Raw genomic sequence first — 16,498 nt, 5'->3', positions numbered from 1 at the left:
GCTCCTTCCATACGCGGAAGGAGCTTTTATTTTATATACCACGAAAGCACACTAAATTCGATAAACTATCGAACTCAGTGTGCTTTTCGTCTAAAAAAATTATTGTTTTCTTCTTCTACCTAATACGAATAATACTCCGCCAACTAAGAATGAAATTCCCGCACCAACTGACATCATCCATGGAGACGCTGCCCCTGTTTTCGGTAATTCTCTTTCTGTTTTTACTTGTGGTTCTTTAATTAACTTTTCAAGTCTTACTTCCGGTTTCTTCAGATCTTTCGGGTCTTCCGGTTTCACTTCTGGCTCCTTCGGTTCTTTCGGTTCTTTCGGTTCTTTCGGATCTTCCGGTTTCACTTCTGGTTCTTTCGGTTCTTTCGGATCTTTCGGTTCTTTCGGATCTTTCGGATCTTCCGGCTTCACTTCTGGTTCTTTCGGATCTTCTGGTATCTTAAAATCTTCTTTTGTTTTCGGTAAAATTGTAACTGTAGGCTCAAGTGGTGGATTTATTCTATCGTCCACTATCGCTCTATTTGTTATCCCTTTACTTGGTGCTGCTTTTACCTTCGCTTTAAAAATAATACTACGTTCTTTTGTATCTGTAATTTCTAGATACTTCGCTATTACTTTTCCAAACTCCATTTTTAACTCTACTGGATTTGGTTCAGCCCCTTCAAATCGAATACTATCTTGCACGTACTCTAAACCGGCTGGAATTTCATCTTCTATCTTTACCTCTGCTATTTTTCCGTTTTCTACCGTATTTTCAAAGCTAATTCGGTATTCGATTTCTTCTCCTAGCTTCGGTTCTTTATTACTTACTGTCTTCGTTGCTTTTACCTTACCATCTTTATATTGTGGCTTTATTGTCGCTGTCGGTTCCATAACTGGATGATTTGGATCATCTACGTGAATAATCGCTTTATTTGTTATTTCCTCTCCAACTTTTACTGATTCTTTTACCTTTACTTTAAAGATGATACTTCTTTCTTTCGTATCCGTAATTTCTGGATACTTCACTGTTACTTTTCCATTCTCAACTTTAAGTTCTGTTGGTACAGGCTTATCACCTACAACCTTCAGACTATCTTTCACATACTCTAAACCAGACGGAATTTCATCTTCAATCTTTACATCAACTAACTTCCCGCCATCTACTATGCCGTTAAAAGTAATTCGATATTCGATTTCTTCCCCTAGCTTTGGTTCATGATTACTTACTTCTTTCCTTGCCTCTAGTTTCCCATCTTTATATTGCGGTGTAATTGGTACAAGTGACTCAATCAGTGGATTTGTCGGATTATTATCATCCACAACCGCCTTGTTTATAATTTCTTTTCCTACTTGTACCGTTTCTTGTACTTTCGCTTTAAAGATGATACTTCTTTTTTTCGTATCCGTAATTTCTGGATACTTTGCTGTTACTTTTCCATTCTCTACTTTAAGTTCCACCGGATGTGGTTCCGGCCCATCAGACTTTATACTATCTTGTACGTATTCTAAACCGGCTGGAATTTCATCTTCTACCTTTACCTCAGTTAGTTTTCCGTTCTCTACCGTATTTTCAAAGCTAATTCGATATTCTACTTCTTCTCCTAACTTTGGTTCATGATTACTTACTGTTTTTTCTACTTGTAATGCACCATCTTTATATTGAGGCTGAATAGAGATATTCGGTTGCTCTGGTGGATTTATTGTATCTTCCACAATCGCCTTGTTCACAATCTCTTCGCCTACTTTAGCTTTTTCTTTCACTTTCACTTTAAAGACGATACTTCTTTCTTTCATATCCGTAATTTCTGGATATTCCGCAAGGACGATTCCGTTTTTCACTTTCACATACAACGGTTTCGGATTCTCTCCCTCGGCTCTTTCACTACCTTCTACAAACTCTAAGCCAGTTGGTAATTCATCCTTAATCTTCACCTTCGCTACTTTTCCATGCTCTACTACGTTACGGAAAGTAATTCGATACTCTACTTCTTCTCCTAATTTTGGAGCTGGATTATTTACTGTTTTCTCAGCTTTTAGTTTTCCGTCCTTATACTCCGACGTAATAATCGCTTCTGGTTTTTGCGGAGGATTCTTCGGATTGTCATCATCCACAATTGCCGTATTCACGATTTTCTTACCGACTTTTGCTACTTCCGTTACTTTCACTTTAAAGCTAATACTACGCTCAGCTGTATCAGTAATATTTTCATACTTCGCTGTAATTTTCCCAGCTTCTTCTTTTAACTCTACTGGCGCTGGCTCATTACCTTCTGATTTTAAACTATCCTTCACATACTCTAAACCAGACGGAATTTCATCCTCAATTTTCACTTCTGCTAGTTTTCCGTTTTCTACCGTATTTTTAAAACTAATTCGGTACTCTACTTCTTCTCCTAGCTTTGGATCTTTTTTATTTACCTTTTTATCAGCTTTAATTTTACCGTCTTTATGCTGCGGTGTAATATCTACTTCCGGTCGCTCTGGTGGATTTTTTGTATCATCAACAATTGCTTTATTTACAATTACTTTGTCCACTTCAACAGAATCTTTCACCTTCACTTTAAAGATAATACTTCTTTCTTTCACGTCAGTGATATTTTCATACTTCGCACTAACCTTACCAGCTTCTTCTTTCAACTCTACTGGGGCTGGCTTATCACCTTCTGCTTTTAGACTATTTTTCACATATTCTAAACCAGACGGAATTTCATCCTCAATTTTTACCTCTGCCAGCTTTCCATCTTTCACCGTATTATTAAATGAAATTCGGTATTCGATTTCCTCACCTAGCTTCGGTTTATGATTATTCACCTTTTTATGAGCAGCAATTTTACCGTCTTTATATTGCGGTGTAATTTTTGCTGTCGGATCAATTACTGGATGGTTCGGATCATCAACATGGATAATCGCTTTATTTGTAATGTCTTTACCTATTGCAACTGAATCTTTCACCTTCACTTTAAAGACGATACTTCTTTCTTTCGTATCCATAATCTCTGAATACTTTGCCATTACCTTACCATTTTCTACTTTCAACTCCACTGGTTTTGGCTCTTCACCTTCAGCCTTTTCGCTTCCTTCTACAAACTCTAATCCAGCTGGAATTTCATCCTCAATTTTTACCTCTGCTAGTTTTCCATCTTTCACCGTATTATTAAAAATAATTCGATATTCGATTTCCTCACCTAACTTCGGTTCATGATTACTTACTTCTTTTCTTGCCTCAATTTTCCCATCTTTATATTGTGGTGTAATCGGTACATAAGGCTCTTCTGGCAGATTCTTTGTATCATCTATAATTGCCTTATTTACGATTTCTTCTCCCACTTTTACGCTTTCTTTTACCTTCGCTTTAAAGACAATGCTTCTTTCCTCTGTATCTGTAATTTCTGGATACTTTGCCATTACCTTATTATTTTTCACCTGTAGCTCTACTGGATTCGGTTTAGAACCTTCTGCTGTGATGCTTCCTTCTACATACTCTAAACCATTTGGTAATGTATCCTTTATATTTACCTCTGCTAGTTTTCCGTTTTCTACCGTGTTTTTAAAACTAATCCGGTATTCTACTTCTTCTCCTAGTTTCGGTTTATGATTATTTGCTACTTTCTGCGCAACAATTTTACCATCTTTATATTGCGGAGTAATTTCCACATGAGGCTCTTCTGGCTCATTTTTTGTATCTACTACGATTGCTTTATTAACAATCTCCTTGCCTATTTCTGCCTCTTCTTTTACTTTCACTTTAAAAATAATACTTCTTTCTTTTGTATCCGCAATTTCTAGATACTTTGCCATTACCTTGCCGTTTTCAAATTTCAATTCTACTGGACTAGGCTTAGATCCTTCTGCTTGTAAACTGTTCTCTACATACTCTAATCCAGCTGGAATTTCATCTTCTACTGTAACCTCTACTAGTTTTCCGTTTTCTACCGTGTTTTTAAAACTAATTCGGTATTCTACTTCTTCTCCTAATTTCGGTTTTTTATTGTTTACAAATTTCTCCGCTTTAAGCTTACCGTCTTTATATTCTGGCGTAATTGTTACTTCTGAAGTTGTTGGATCTTTTGTATCATCAACAACTACTTTATTGACAATGCCTTCACCAACCTTAAATTCTTCTTTTACTTTTGCTTTAAAGACGATACTTCTTTCTTCTAGATCCGTAATTTCTGGATATTTTGCGATTACTTTTCCATCTTTCACTTTCAGTTCTACCGGATTTGGCTTAGAACCTTCTGCTCGTAAACTATCTTTTACATACTCTAATCCATTTGGTAAATCATCTTCTATTGTTACCTCTGCTAGCTTTCCGTTTTCTACCGTGTTTTTAAAACTGATTCGGTATTCCACTTCTTCTCCTAACTTCGGCGTTTCATTATTTACCGTCTTCTTCGCTTCCACTTTTCCGTATTTATGCTGTGGAGTAATTTCTGCCGTCGGTGTTTCTGGCTCATTTTTCGTATCATCAATAATTGCTTTATTGACGATTTTTTTACCGACTTTCACTTCATCTTTTACTTTCACTTTAAAAGTGATACTTCTTTCTTCTGTATCCGTAATCTCTGGATACTTCGCCATTACCTTACCATTTTCCACTTTCAATTCTACTGGATCCGGCTTAGAACCTTCTGCTTTCACACTGTTTTCTACGTACTCTAAACCTTCGGGTAAAGTATCTTCTATTTTCACCTCTGCTAGTTTTCCGTCTTCTACCGTGTTTTTAAAACTAATTCGGTATTCTACTTCTTCTCCTAACTTCGGCGTTTCATTATTTACCGTCTTCTTCGCTTTCACTTTTCCGTCTTTATGTTGCGGAATAATTTCTGCTGTCGGTGTTTCTGGCGGATGTTTCGTATCGCTCACAATCGCTTCATTAACAATCGAATCGCTCACTTTACCTTTTACTTTCACTTTAAAGGTAATACTTCTCTCTTTTGTATCTGTAATCTCAGGATACTTCGCCATTACCTTACCGTTTTCAAATTTCAATTCCACTGGAGCTGGCTTAGCACCTACTGCTTTTACACTATCTTTCACATACTCTAATCCATTTGGTAAATCATCTTCTATCTTTACCTCTGTTAGCTTTCCATGTTCTACCGTATTTTTAAAGCTGATTCGGTATTCCACTTCTTCTCCTAACTTCGGCGTTTCATTATTTACCATCTTTTTCGCTTCAAGTTTTCCATCTTTATACTGAGGAATAATTTCCGCAGTCGGATTAACTGGCTTATTTTGCGAATCATCAATAGTTGCTTTATTAATGATTTTTTTACCGACTGTTACTCCTTCTTTTACTTTCACTTTAAAAACGATACTTCTTTCTTCTATATCCGTAATTTCTGGATATTTTGCCATTACCTTACCGTTTTCAAATTTCAGCTCTACTAAATCTGTTCCGGCACCTTCTGCTTTCAAACTATTTTCTACATACTCTAAACCTTCTGGTAAAGTATCCTCTATTGTCACGTCTGTTAGCTTTCCGTTCTTTACCGTATTTTTCATACTAATTCGGTATTCTACTTCTTCTCCTAACTTCGGTGTTTCATTATTTACGCTTTTCTTCGCTTTAATTTTTCCATCTTTGTGTAATGGTGTAATTTTTGCTTCTGGTTCTTTCGGATGCTTCATATCATCAACAATTGCCTTATTAATGATTTCCTTACCTACTTCCGCTTCTTCCTTCACCTTTACCTTAAAGACAATACTTCTTTCTTTCATATCCGTAATATTTTCGTATTCAGCAATGACTTTTCCATCTTTCACACTTAACTTTAATGGAGCTGGTTTATCACCTTCAGCCTTTTCACTGCCTTTTACATACTCTAAACCGTTAGGAATTGTATCCTCTATCGTTACCTTTTCTAGTTTTCCGTTTTCTACCGTATTTTTAAAGCTAATTCGGTATTCTACTTCTTCTCCTAGTTTTGGTGATGGATTATCTACTGTCTTCTTCGAATCAATTATTCCATCCTTATATTGCGGAGTAATTCTTTCTTCCGGCTCAATCGGTGGATTTTTCGTATCATCAACAATTGCTTTATTGACAATCTCTTTATCTACTTTTGCTTCTTCCTTCACCTTTACTTTAAAGACGATACTTCTTTCTTCCATATCCATAATATCGATATACTTAGCTTTGACTATTCCATTTTCAACAGCTAATTCTACTGGTCCAGGTGCTTCTCCTTCGGCCTTGATACTATTTTCTACATATTCAAGACCTTTTGGAATTGTATCTTCCACTCGCACCTCTTCTAGTTTTCCGTTCTCAACCGTATTATGAAAACTAATGCGGTACTCGATTTCTTCGCCTAGCTTCGGTTTCTTATTATTAACTACCTTTGTATCAGCAACTTCACCTTTTTTACTTTGCGGTGTAATAACAACCTTCGATTCAACAGGCTCATTTTTCGGATCTTTTGCAATTGCTTTATTTACGATTGCCTCCCCTACTTTTGCCGAATCTTTTACTTTCACTTTAAAAACAATACTTCTTTTTTCTGTATCCGTAATTTCTGGGTACTTTGCCATTACTTTGCCGTCTTCCACTTTTAGTTCTACTGGCTCTGGTTTTATACCTTCAGCTTTCAAACTATCTTTCACGTATTCAACACCTTTAGGTAGTGTATCTTCTACTAGCACCTTTTCTAGTTTTCCGTTTTCTACCGTATTATAAAATGTAATTCGGTATTCCACTTCTTCTCCCAGTTTTGGTGTTTGATTCGTTACGCTTTTTTCAACATCCACTTTACCGTATTTATAATCCGGCGTAATCTTTTCTTCTGGATGCTCAGACTGTCCATTTGGCTCACTCACAACCGCTTTATTAACAATCGTTTCTCCGGCTTTTGCCTCTTCTTTTACTTTCACTTTAAAGGAAATGCTTCGCTCTTTTGTATCCGTAATCTCTGGATATTTTGCGATTACCTTACCATTTTCTACTTTTAACTCTACTGGATTTGGTTCAGCACCTTCAGCTCTCTCACTACCTTGAACAAATTCTAAGTTAGCTGGAATTTCATCTTCTATTGTAACTGCATCTAGTTTTCCGTTTTCCACCGTATTTTTGAAGCTAATTTGATATTCAATTTCTTCTCCTAGCTTCGGCTTTTTATTTGTTGCTTTTTTCTTTGCAGCAATTTTACCGGCCTTATGCTGTGGTGTAATCTTCTCTTCTAAATCCTTTGGTGGATTTGTTTTATCACTAACGGTTGCTTTATTAACAATTTCTTCACCAATTTTTGCAGTTTCTTTTACTTTTGTTTTAAAGACGATACTTCTTTCTTCCATATCCATAATTTCTGGATACTTTGCAATTACTTTACCATTTTCAAACTTCAGCTCTACTGGCTCTGGTTTTGCACCTTCTACTTTCAAGCTATCTTTCACGTATTCAAGACTACTTGGTAATTCGTCTTCAATTGTCAATACATCTAGACGTCCATCTTTTACCGTATTTTTAAATGTAATACGATACTCTACTTCATCACCTAACTTCGGTGTTTTATTAGAAGCTATTTTTCTCGCCTCTATTTCTCCCGGAACTTCTTTTGGAAGCGTAACCGTAACATTTGCATCATCTGCAGTTTCATAATTTACCTCGGTACTATCTTTTCCCTTTACCGCAACGATATTTTTTATTGTTGTATCTGATTGTACAGAAGCTTTCACTTTTACTTTAAATGTAATAATAGCACTCTCACCAGGTTTTAAAACACCGCCGTCTTTAGCATCTGCCCCTTCACCCATACGGAAATCAATTTGATTATTTACAAACTCTGCTTCATCATCGCTTGCATTATCTGTTTTATTTCCTTTATTACTTCCAGAAATATATTGTATAGATTCCGGAACATACTCTAAACGATCATCTAATTTATCAAAACCTTTTACATTAGATACAGGTGCTTGGTTATTTTTCGTATCATTTTTCACTTCAATTTGATACGTAAACTCTTCACCAGCTTTAATGTCCTTAATTTCTTTTCCGGCACTATCTAACGCCTTTTTATCAACTTGTAAGTTTGGAGCATTATGTTCTGTAACAAATGTAGCGTTATTTAATACGTAAATATCACCATAGCCACTATTTGCTCTAAAACGCATTTTTGCTTCTTTTAAATCATTTTTTACTTGATTCGGTCCTTCAAGATGATACGTATGAATGTCAGTACTGAATGAATTCGTCCAATCCGGATTATATCCTGGATATTTTTTCGTAACAAACTCGTTAGTACCGTCTACTTGTACTTCTGTCATAGACGAATCATTCGCATCATTATCTTTACCGTTAATATTTTTTATCTTTATATATCCAGCACCAAAATCATATTCTCCATAATCATATGCATATCCATCTTTCTCAGCTGGATCACCTTGCGATGAAAAATAACTAAGTTTCGCCTTAAAAGTACCTTCTTTGGGTGTATTTATTTTATTAACACTAATATCTGTCCAGGCTGTACTTTTTTGAGAGACTAGCCCTTCCCAAATCTTCATGTCTTTTACTGTTTCTTTATAGTTTTCATAAACTAATATAAGATTCCAGTTACCCCAGTAATAGCCGCCACCTGTTACATCTTTAATTTGTGGCACATTTGCAACTGTCAAAGTTTGAGAAATCCCTTGCTGCGCAATTACATTTGTTACATCCGCATATGCAACATAACCAGCACCAGCACCTGAGTAATTAGAAATAAAAGGTAAGCTATCCGCTTTTCGTATGCTATCAGCAGTTACATCTGCATATTCTTTATTTCCCATTTTCATTTTGACTGGTTGTCGTACATCATTATCACTAACTCTTTGATTAACATTTGTACTAGTTACAGTTCCCATTGCAGCTGTCCAAAACAAATACGCCTTTTTTACTTTACTTCCAGCAGGAATGTTAGGAAATGCACCTGTTGACGAATTAAAAGTACTATCATCGTTATCAACGTCCACAATCATTTTGTTCGTTTTATAACCCATACTTTGTCTACCGTAATGGTCAGTTGTCAAACCAAGCGTCACATTACCAGTCTGTACTAAATTTCCAGGAGCAATTGTAGAATACAGTGGATCTCCAAACCCTTGTTTATCTCCTGTTTGGATTTGAACCTTCGAAGCATTTTCTGATGCAGCTTGTACTTCTTCATCACTCTGCTTTACTGCTAAAGGTGATTGCTTTTTCTCTTTTTCTAGTTGCTTCTCAGCTTCAGATTGTTTTATCTTCTCTATTTCTGTTTTTCGTGCAAGTTTATTTTTATCCTCTGCAGAAACTTTTGCATCCACTTCTTTAACTTTTGAATCAGTTGTTGATCCGATAGCTTTCTTACTACTGTCAGCCTCATCATCGGTATTAGCTTCTAACTTCTCTTCAGAAGGAAGCCCTTCAACATCTACAGACATGTTTCCTATTTGTAGTTGATCCTTTTGCACACTAATTTTTTGCTTATACTCTTTATTAAAATGTTGTGCACGACGAGCTTTTATTAACACAGTCATTTTTTCATGTGATTTTAAATCTTGAATTTTAAGATTAGAAGAAAGAACCTTTCCTCCCTTATCTTTTTCCTCTACATAGAAATCCACTACCTTATTTTCAGGTAACTTCTCTCCGTTTACTTTCACAGATTGCGAAGGGAACGTAATTTCATTTTCATTATTTTGTTTAAGCACCAATTCTTGAATTGGTGTAGCTCCCGTATTTTCAATCGTATATTGAAATACGTGCTCCCTCTCCGCTACTTCTCCCTTATATATTTCAGCATTTACTTGCTCTGCCTTAATTTTCACATCATTTCCTTGTAACTCATCCCAGCTTTTTTTATTTATCTCTGTAGCAAAAGCGCTAGGTGAAGGCAATATGATGGATAGGAGAAGTGTGATCATCGTTACGACATTAAAACACTTCAATACTTGCTTCATATTTTCTACCTTTCTCCTTTCTATATACTTGCTATCCGTCTACTTAATTTCAGTAACCCTTTCATTTAGTAGCCGGAGGCATAGCAATATATATCCACTCGCAACAATCCGCCCTACGAAAATGTATCGTTGAAATCCCAATTTCAACAATATAAATCTCATAGAATATTACTATTTTAATTTATCAAAAATAGCATATATATCGGACACTTATACAAACCTTTACCATTTTTTAATATAGTAAAAACACTCTACTGTATAGGCTTATATAACAGTTAAAGGATACATAAAAATCTTAACATACTCCCTAACCTATTCATACATACAATAGAATTTTTACCATTTTTTAGTTATTTCAGTTTGTTGTTTATGATTAAAATTTTCAAAAAATAATAACCGGTACATGTAAAATATGTTACATTATCAAAGAACGTATGTTCTTAATTTAGAGGAGGAATTGTTAATGATAAACGAACCCATTATCGTAAAAAAAGAAGCTTTCCAAGCAATCGGCGTTTCGATTACGACGACTAACGAAAAAGAGGCATCTACTGAAGGAAACATTCCCGAGCTTTGGAACCGATACTTTCAAGAACAAATGATGCATCACATCCCAAATCAACAAACGAAAGAAACATTCGCTTTCTACTCAAACTACGAATCAGATGAAACCGGTACATATACATTTACAATCGGTATGCCCGTTTCTTCATTAGAAGATGTTCCTGAAAATATGACAAATTTAACAATACCTGCCGCTACGTATGCGGTATTTACAACGAGAAAGGGACCAGTTGCTGAAGTCGTTTGCGAAGCTTGGGAATATATTTGGCAATGGTCGAAAGAAAATAAACGTGCCTTCACAACAGACTTCGAGCTTTACGACGAAAGAGCATTAGACCCAAATCATGCACAATTGGATATTTATATTGCGTTAACCTAAAAAAACATGCCCATTCGGCATCTTTTTTTGTCGTTAAATAGCTACTGGGCAAATTCATTATTATTGTCTACAATGAGAAAGTGCAGTATAGAAATATTAGAAACTGTATAAAGTGAAACTATAATCAGTGAGGGACATCTCCCATTGAGTATTAGCCCTCACCAATCGGGCGTTTACTGTTTTTTTAGTTTAAATTTGTCACATAGAAAGGAAGCAATATGGAGGAACTACAACAAAATAAAACTGCTTTAGAAGGAAGCGGAAAACCGTTATTAAAAAATACGAATTTCCTTTTTCTTTGGGCAGCTACTCTTTTTTCAAGCTTTGCTTTAGCCTTTTTTACTTTTTCACAAACGTGGTACATAGCAAAAACATTAAACCTTGAAGCTTCACTCGGTGTTGTTTTCGTAGCCCTTAGTGTTCCAAGGCTTATTTTTATGATTATCGGCGGCGCTGTAGCTGATAAATTCCCGAAAAAAAACATTATGTTTTACTCCAATATTATTCGAGCGATTCTTGTCGCAACCATTCTCACATGGTTTATCGTTGGTGATGTAACACTATATACATTTGCTTTATTCGCTTTATTCTTTGGACTTGCTGATGCTTTCTTCTGGTCAGCAGATGGATCTATCTTACCTGAATTGGTAGAAAAAAGCCGGTTAACACAAGCGAATTCACTTACACAAATGACGAACCAAGCATCGGTCATCTTAGGCCCTGTACTTGGCGGAATTCTGATCAAATTTACAAACTACGAGACAATATTTTCTATTACAATTTTATTACTGATTGTCGCAGCAATACTCGTTCAAAAAATACAATTTACGATGCCAGAACTAAAAGATACAGATAAAGGTATGTTCACTTCCATTAAAGAAGGAATCTTATATGTAAAGGAATCGCCATTCCTTTCAACTTTCCTTCTTTGTAGCGCCTTTTTAAATTTATTTTTAATTGGTCCGATGCAAGTCGGTTTCCCGCTTTTCGTTAAAAATGTTCTGCACGGTGACTCGCTCCATTTCAGTTACTTAGAAGCATCTGTAGGCGGCGGAATGGCAATAGGCGCTGTCATTGTCGGTTTAAAAAATATTAATCGTAGACGCGGACTATTTTGCATTATCATGATGCTACTGTCTGGTGTATTCTTCTTATCCATCAACTTTAGCACCGTACTTTGGCAAGCATTATTAGCCGGCATGTTTTACGGTATTACAATCGCAATGGCTATCGTTCCGCTTATGGCGATGATTCAATCGACAGTAAAAGAGGAAATGATGGGACGCGTAATGAGCTTACTTATGCTATCATCAATGGGCTTTATCCCGCTCTCTTATGCATTCACATCAATCGCACTTGCAATGGGAATTCCAATCGTAACCGTTATGAAAAGCGGTGCAATTGCTGTTATCGTCTTCGTACTATTTGTAGCGATTCGTGTTCCAGTTGTAAGAAAGTTCGACTAGCTACTTGGAGTCATGTATTATACGCATGGCTCTTTTTTAAATGGGTCAAACAGCACTATCCCCTTACTTCTCCTTAATGCAGCTCCCCACTCTAATCCAACCTCTAAAAATAGATCTCGCACTGTACTATATAAAAGTGCCTTCACATTTTTACGGATTTCCCCATATTTATAAGCTCTCACAACACTCTTCACTCGCCAAATGAAATTTCCATACACTTCTTCATCAGCTAATATTTGCTCTAGTAAAACACCTTGTTCTAGTAACCCGCTCTTTTTATACGCAAGCTCGACCTTACTCCAAAATATATTAATTTTCTGCGGATTACTCGTCATCGGTACCAGTGCGTATATAAAAGGCTTCGGTATATCATGACGGCAATATGTATCATCAAGCTCGTACGTTATTTTTCTTTTCTCTTTTATTTGTGGAATGTTTTTAGAAAGAATTGTTTCCCTTTCGCTTTTTTGCTCCTTTCCGCTACAGCCAGCTGTATAATCCTCACTTTCACATGCGGACATTTTCATACGGTCATCCATGCGGTCAATTGCAGATATAAGAAAAATATATAAGTTCGCACTATACCCGCCGCGCTTATGTCTTTCTTTTGTTGCAACACGCTTTATAATTCCTAGTTCCTCTAACTTTGCAATTGAACGGCGTACTGTACGAATACTCTTTCCAACATTCTTCGCAATCGTCTCCATTAACGGACAGGCGACTCCTACTGTTTTTTGTTTCTCATTCACCGCATACTTTCCTAAAAAATGAATAATGGTAGCATCCGTTTTATTCAATTGAAATCGATAGCACTTCAAAACTTGTTTTTGATATGTATTAAACTCTTCTTTACTTCGAAATTCACTGTATGGTTTCATTAAATTATATAAGCTTCCCATTTATATCACCTCATTTATAAGTAAGAGGCAGGAAGAGAATTTGGCGTGGAATTTAATATTTTTTTAATGGAGATGAAAATATGATCGTAATTAGCGCTTGTTTAGGTGGTATAGCTTGTCGATATGACGGAAATGACAATCTCGTTTCAAAAATAGAGGAGCTACTACAAAAAGAAGATACAGTCCTCATTTGTCCTGAAGTATTAGGAGGACTGCCAACACCTCGTCCTTCTGCTGAAATTATTGGCGGGAATGGCGATGACGTTTTGGACGGAAAAGCGAAAGTGATGACAAAAGATGGTGAAGATGTCACAGAAGCTTTCGTAAATGGTGCTTATAAAGCATTAGAACAAATTAAAAATTTACACCCAGAATATATTATTTTAAAGGAACGTAGTCCATCTTGTGGCAGTTCTACGATTTACACTGGTGAATTTAATGGCAATAAGCAAACTGGTTACGGGGTAACTACTGCTTTATTTAAAAGACACGGATTTAAAGTCATTTCAGAAGAAGAATTTGAAAGCAAAAAAAGGAATTGACCCTGTTCGTCAATGATGTAAGAAATGATACATTTTAAAAATCACCTTAAACACTTATACATCAACGGTTTGTGTGCACTTATAACGAATGAATAATTCAATAAATTTATTCATTCGTTGCCAAATTGTGACCACTAAAAACGAAAGAGCACAGCGTGTATACAAGGTGTTCGAAGCACCTGATATACCGTCCACCTGTTTGCGCCAGGTAAACACTTGCTATACTCTCATGAGTTATTTTACCTCATATAGGGTTTATTAAGCAACGTTTACCAATAAATTGGTGACGTTGCTTTTTTTGTTTCTCAAAAGGAGACACACCGTTATGAAAAAACTGACTGCCTATAATGCAGATGTTCAAAAATATATGCAACAAAATCGTTTAAGCACACAAAAGAAAAATGAGATTATTGATGCTTTGAGAAAACGTGTCGATGATGCGAATCAAAGCTTTGAAAGTTTATTTCCTTCTCGATCTAAACGAAAAGATGTCATGGATCATATTATTTACATGCTCTCAGGCAACGGCATATGCAAAATTGCTGCTGAGACATTAGCCAGTAAAGCTAACTGTTCTGTAAGAACTGTAAATGCAGCTGTTCGTGTATTAAAACAAACAAATGAAATCCTGGTCGCTGGATTAGCTGATGGGAAGAATAAATATGTATTTGTATTAAAGATGCACTCTAATTTTACAACAATCATGAACGAAGTATTTTTCATAAATACAGAACACATTGCAGAACGAAATGCAGGACAGGTTGCAGAACAGAAAAATGATGAAACCGTTGAAGCTGTAGGGATAGAAACCGAAAAAACGAGTTCTAACTATACTAACTCTATTAACTCTTTTAATTCTTTAAAACAAGAAAAAAATAATGATAAAGTATCCCTAATGGAATCCATTGAAATTGAACTAAAAGAAGCACAAAACGATGTCCAAAAAGAATTCGAAAGAATCCATACATATTTTGTGAATGAATACCAAGAAATGATGTACCACACAATCAAAGCTGGAACATATCACCCTACTTTAAAAGCGAATGCATCAATTATTGGCCTACGTGTGGGTAGTAATTGTGATAAAAGCTTATTTCACCTTGCATTCAACGCGCTAAGTAAAATTGATAGGTCCTTAAAAAACAATGGTATTCTTACGGACAATGTACAAGCTTTATTTACGAAGATTTACAGCGATAATATCAAGTTATCTAGAATGCGAAAAAAGTCTGATACACTCTCTTCTGATGTACATAACAAAAAAACACCCATTATTTTTTACAATTGGTTAGAAGATACTGGAACAAAAAATCCACCTACGAAGACAATAGACAGCTCTTTTATGCCAGGTGCATATTATAAAATATCTAAAAAAGAAGCTGATGGAATGAGGTTATATTAATCACAATTCAAGTCTAACATCATACATTGAAATTTTCTCTAATCTTAAAAGAATTCATTCAGCGAATGGCTACCTATCACTGACAAAAAAAGACTGGATGTACAAATGAAGGTTGCATAACGGAAAATATCTGTGTCTATTATATTGACTTAATATCACTCGAACTTGTTTATTTGTTTTTAGTATGAACTCTCTGTTTGATGTTTCTATCATTTAGACTAACATCAGAGTCTCAGTATACAAGCGGTAATTTTCAAACCACACTCCAAAAGTATGGTGCTGTTTCGAGTGTCAGTAGAAAAGGAAACCCTTATGATAATGCATTAATGGAATCCTTTTACAAGGCTAAAAAAAGAGAACTTATTCAAAGTGCTAAATTGAAAACACCTGAACAAGCTCGTAAAGAAATATTTAAATATATAGAGTTATATTACAATACAAAAAGAATGCATTCTGCTTTAGATTATTTTTCTCCTATCGAATTTGAGAAAGCCTATTCATAATATTCACCTAACTTAGTGTCTAGAAAATGTTGACAAGTCCAACTATAAGGGGATCCTATCATTCCAGATTTCTCTTTTTCGACGTACAAGGCATTACAAAAATTATTAGGAGCTGACTAAATGCTTCCCCACATTTATCAGTACCTGTCTCTACTTTTGTAAACTTTACGACACAAACCTGTCATTAAAACTGCAGAGTACTATTCTACTGTTATTGGGTATTTTATATTTATCTGACATTTGAATTCAACCAATTTCCACCAGCATTTTATTCAAAAGATACTGAAGGCAATATATACTTCCCACTACCTATTGTCCTATGGTAACAATCGTCACTGCACAACTTGGTCCTAGTAAAGCCGATGTTATCGCTTTGTTATTTTTCACCGAAAGAGTAGCAGCTGGTTTTGTACGAAGATCAATAATAGCTGCTGTAGTAAGGTCCGCACTAGAATTATTAGATGTTGAGGTTTGGGTCCCTCTAATTGGAGTGTCTGGAAGAGTTGGAGCATTCGCTGTGTACATCTGAAACCCTGAATTAGTGGTATTAGTTCCTATAGAATATATAACTTGATATATATGGCCAGCTCCTAAGGTGAATATCCCAGTCGTAGTATCGAGTGATATATTACTAGTTCCTCCCGCTAGTTCAATAGTATCGAACAATATGTTTGTATTTTGGCCGGCATTTAAAGTAGATTGTGATATGGTAGCAAAAGCATAGTCAGTGGTCACCGGTCCGGTTGCTCCCGTTGGACCCGTTACTCCATCTGTTCCTGGAGTTCCTGTCGCCCCTGTTGGACCCGTTACTCCATCTGTTCCTGGAGTTCCTGT

The 16,498-nt window shown here is 35.8% G+C and carries 7 protein-coding genes and 1 pseudogene; 5 read left to right on the top strand and 3 right to left on the bottom strand.

From position 1 onward, the window contains the following. Positions 1-99: 99 nt before the first annotated feature. A complete protein-coding gene (locus tag ACQRBL_RS24475; RefSeq protein ID WP_411996387.1) occupies positions 100-9,909 on the bottom strand; it encodes an isopeptide-forming domain-containing fimbrial protein in 9,810 nt (3,269 codons plus the stop codon). A 463-nt stretch (positions 9,910-10,372) separates the two neighbouring features. Between ACQRBL_RS24475 and ACQRBL_RS24470 the strand changes: the two genes are divergently transcribed. Next, complete coding sequence (locus ACQRBL_RS24470) at positions 10,373-10,852, top strand: GyrI-like domain-containing protein (protein ID WP_023523278.1); 480 nt, start codon at positions 10,373-10,375, stop codon at positions 10,850-10,852. A 218-nt stretch (positions 10,853-11,070) separates the two neighbouring features. Then, entirely contained in the window at positions 11,071-12,318 is a 1,248-nt protein-coding gene (locus ACQRBL_RS24465) for an MFS transporter (RefSeq protein ID WP_000391931.1), read from the top strand. 17 nt (positions 12,319-12,335) lie between these two features. Here the strand turns inward: ACQRBL_RS24465 and ACQRBL_RS24460 are convergent, their stop codons facing one another. After that, positions 12,336-13,217: a helix-turn-helix domain-containing protein gene (locus ACQRBL_RS24460; RefSeq protein WP_023523279.1), complete on the bottom strand. Its 882-nt coding sequence runs from the start codon at positions 13,215-13,217 to the stop codon at positions 12,336-12,338. A gap of 80 nt (positions 13,218-13,297) precedes the next feature. Here ACQRBL_RS24460 and ACQRBL_RS24455 point away from each other — a divergent pair, with 80 nt between their 5' ends. The 3 genes and pseudogenes from ACQRBL_RS24455 to ACQRBL_RS24445 form a co-directional block, all read left to right on the top strand. Further along, positions 13,298-13,759 (top strand): DUF523 domain-containing protein, encoded by a 462-nt coding sequence (locus tag ACQRBL_RS24455; protein WP_000635489.1) that lies wholly within the window; start codon positions 13,298-13,300, stop codon positions 13,757-13,759. A gap of 325 nt (positions 13,760-14,084) precedes the next feature. Further along, positions 14,085-15,161 (top strand): cytosolic protein, encoded by a 1,077-nt coding sequence (locus ACQRBL_RS24450; RefSeq protein ID WP_427735724.1) that lies wholly within the window; start codon positions 14,085-14,087, stop codon positions 15,159-15,161. 230 nt (positions 15,162-15,391) lie between these two features. Further along, a pseudogene (locus ACQRBL_RS24445) lies at positions 15,392-15,664 on the top strand (integrase core domain-containing protein); the annotation flags it as partial. A 309-nt stretch (positions 15,665-15,973) separates the two neighbouring features. On the opposite strand, the gene ACQRBL_RS24440 reads toward ACQRBL_RS24445, so the two are convergent. Next, on the bottom strand, positions 15,974-16,498 hold a 525-nt coding region (locus ACQRBL_RS24440), incomplete at its 5' end, for a collagen-like triple helix repeat-containing protein (protein WP_427735722.1).

Source organism: Bacillus sp. AF62, assembly GCF_050312695.1.
GTDB lineage: Bacteria > Bacillota > Bacilli > Bacillales > Bacillaceae_G > Bacillus_A > Bacillus_A cereus.
This window is presented reverse-complemented; position numbering and strand designations above follow the sequence as displayed.

Excerpts from the sequence above, each read along its gene's own strand:
- ACQRBL_RS24470 (WP_023523278.1), top strand. The coding sequence starts at position 10,373 with ATGATAAACGAACCCATTATCGTAAAAAAAGAAGCTTTCCAAGCAATC.
- ACQRBL_RS24460 (WP_023523279.1), bottom strand. The coding sequence starts at position 13,217 with ATGGGAAGCTTATATAATTTAATGAAACCATACAGTGAATTTCGAAGT.
- ACQRBL_RS24465 (WP_000391931.1), top strand. The coding sequence starts at position 11,071 with ATGGAGGAACTACAACAAAATAAAACTGCTTTAGAAGGAAGCGGAAAA.
- ACQRBL_RS24455 (WP_000635489.1), top strand. The coding sequence starts at position 13,298 with ATGATCGTAATTAGCGCTTGTTTAGGTGGTATAGCTTGTCGATATGAC.
- ACQRBL_RS24475 (WP_411996387.1), bottom strand. The coding sequence starts at position 9,909 with ATGAAGCAAGTATTGAAGTGTTTTAATGTCGTAACGATGATCACACTT.
- ACQRBL_RS24450 (WP_427735724.1), top strand. The coding sequence starts at position 14,085 with ATGAAAAAACTGACTGCCTATAATGCAGATGTTCAAAAATATATGCAA.